This is a genomic window from Nonomuraea diastatica (assembly GCF_004349015.1).
GTDB lineage: Bacteria > Actinomycetota > Actinomycetes > Streptosporangiales > Streptosporangiaceae > Nonomuraea > Nonomuraea diastatica.
The window spans coordinates 1-898 of record NZ_SMKP01000441.1; the positions used below are offsets into that span (position 1 = coordinate 1).

Here is an 898-nt window from a genome sequence, read left to right on the forward strand (position 1 = left end):
CGCAGAAAATCCGGCGGCAGGGGTTTATGCGGGGAAAGAACATGGCATTTGCTGGGCGCGGCCGCGGTGAGTGGTATCCGTCCGTGCCCAGCATGCTGCGCATGAGATTCTTTGCCCATGACCGAGTCGCGTCCAGGGACGCCGTGCGGTCAGCGCCTTCGGTTTTCGATCATCGTGTCCGCGACCCAGTTCCAGTAGAAGGCGGTCGACGTGAAGACCTCGTCGGTGGCAAGGCAAGAGTCGCCGCCGCTGCGACTGTCCACGCCGATGATCCGCCACTTTCCTCTGACGTTCAAGAGCAAAGGGCTACCAGAGTCACCGTTGCACGCACCCGCGGTGCCGCCGTTGCCCCGCTCGACACAAAGGTCACCAGGCGTAATGGAGAATTCGTCGCCGAACTCGCATGCCGAGGCCGGCAGCAACCTCGTGTCAAGCTGCAAGATCTCTCGCGGTATCGAGGCGGGGTCGCCGCCTACCGTCCGGCCCCAGCCGATCATTCGCACCGGAGTGCCGGCGATCGGAGTTCGGAAAGGTGAGATCGACGGAGCCGGCGACGGAGCCGCCAGCTTGATCAGTGCGATATCACCGGCGCTCTTCTCTGACTCGTCATTCCAGAACGGGTGCACGAAAAACGCGGCCGCATCGATGATCTTGCCGCCCAGGTAATCGTTCGAACCCACATTGACCTCGAAGTCCGCCGGGTTCCGCCCTGCGAGGCAGTGTGCTGCGGTGATGACCCACTCCGGAGCGATCTGGGCACCTCCGCATCGGACCGGGGTCGGCCGGTCGCCCTGATCCTTGTACAGCAGCGTGGCGGCGAACTTGTATTCCTCAGTAGCCGGGCTTCCGCCAATGAGCTGAGGATTGTAGCCGGGATCGTCCGCCAAAGCGCTCCCAG

At 63.4% G+C, this 898-nt stretch carries 1 protein-coding gene; it reads right to left on the reverse strand.

Annotation, left to right across the window (positions count from 1 at the left end; all coding sequences use genetic code 11):
• Positions 1-149 precede the first annotated feature (149 nt).
• On the reverse strand, positions 150-898 hold a 749-nt coding region (locus E1294_RS52075; RefSeq protein WP_220448462.1), incomplete at its 5' end, for a S1 family peptidase.